Origin of the sequence: Flavobacterium sp. UBA7682, assembly GCF_002482945.1 — a bacterium.
Taxonomy (GTDB): Bacteria; Bacteroidota; Bacteroidia; order Flavobacteriales; family Flavobacteriaceae; genus Flavobacterium.
Map to the genome: position 1 here is coordinate 116,335 of NZ_DLGY01000051.1, position 1,113 is coordinate 117,447.

General features: G+C 35.1%; 2 protein-coding genes and 1 pseudogene. All 3 read right to left on the minus strand.

The window, feature by feature from the left end:
- Positions 1 to 88: 88 nt before the first annotated feature.
- Entirely contained in the window at positions 89 to 541 is a 453-nt protein-coding gene (locus tag B3C16_RS16430) for a peroxiredoxin (RefSeq protein WP_291133428.1), read from the minus strand.
- Complete coding sequence (locus tag B3C16_RS16435; protein WP_291133430.1) at positions 541 to 951, minus strand: 6-pyruvoyl trahydropterin synthase family protein; 411 nt, start codon at positions 949 to 951, stop codon at positions 541 to 543. Before B3C16_RS16435 ends, B3C16_RS16430 begins: the two co-directional genes overlap by 1 nt.
- A 30-nt stretch (positions 952 to 981) precedes the next feature.
- Positions 982 to 1,113, minus strand: a pseudogene (locus B3C16_RS16440) (isopentenyl-diphosphate delta-isomerase); the annotation flags it as partial.

Below are 1,113 nucleotides of genomic sequence, written 5' to 3' on the forward strand. Positions count from 1 at the left end.
TTTCAACTTGGTTCCGCCCCAAATTCTCTCTTTTAAAATCGGCTCAAATTGTAGCGGATATAAATGCATTTTCAAATTTTTGGTAAAATTAAATTCTTTTGAGAATTTCGAGTGCTTTTTCGATGTGAATTTTTCCCGACATGCTATTGAAAACCAATTGAACTATTCCATCTTTATCAATAACATAAGTTACTCTACCCGGAATCAATCCGAGTAAATCATTGGGAACACCAAATAATTTTCGCAGTTTTTTATCGGAATCCGAAAGCAAAATAAAAGGTAAATTGTGTTGTATTGTAAACTTTTGATGGGATTTCACCGAATCGCTACTCACGCCAATAACTTCCGCACCTAAAGCTTTGAAATCTTCGTATTGGTCGCGAAAAGAACAAGCTTGTTCGGTGCAAACTCGGGTATCATCTTTGGGATAAAAATAAATTACAAAAGTTTTACTCCCAACAATAGTGTCACTTTTAAACACATTACCGTTGGTATCAATTGCTGAAAAATTAGGGATTTTATCTCCGATTTGTAATGCCATTATTCGCCTTTGTAGGTTACAAAATTTCGCGGTGTTTCGTATAAAACGACTTCCAAATCTTTATCAGCGTCAATGTGTTTACGAAGTTTGTTCCAAATCACTACTGCAATATTTTCGGCAGTTGGATTCAAATCAGCAAACTCAGGTACATCAAGATTTAAGTTTTTATGGTCGAAAGCATTTTCGATATGCTCTTTGATTAAATCAGACAAAATCTTAACATCAATCACATAACCAGTTTTCTCATTAATCGCTCCGGTAACAGAAACCGTTAATTCATAATTATGTCCGTGGAAATTGGGATTATTACATTTCCCAAAAACGGCATCGTTCATCTCCATTGACCAATCTTTGCGATACAATCGGTGTGCGGCGTTGAAATGGGCTTTTCTGGATACAGTGACTCTCATAGTTATGAGTTATAAGTTATGAATTATGAGTTAAATTTTGTGATCTTCTAGGTAATGATAGAATTCATCGAAAATGATTTTAAACCAAACGGTGTAAATATCCGGATTTTGAATCATATCTTGGCGAACGGCTTCGATGCACATCCATTTCCAACTTTCGAC

Excerpts from the sequence above, each read along its gene's own strand:
- B3C16_RS16430 (WP_291133428.1), bottom strand. The coding sequence starts at position 541 with ATGGCATTACAAATCGGAGATAAAATCCCTAATTTTTCAGCAATTGAT.
- B3C16_RS16435 (WP_291133430.1), bottom strand. The coding sequence starts at position 951 with ATGAGAGTCACTGTATCCAGAAAAGCCCATTTCAACGCCGCACACCGA.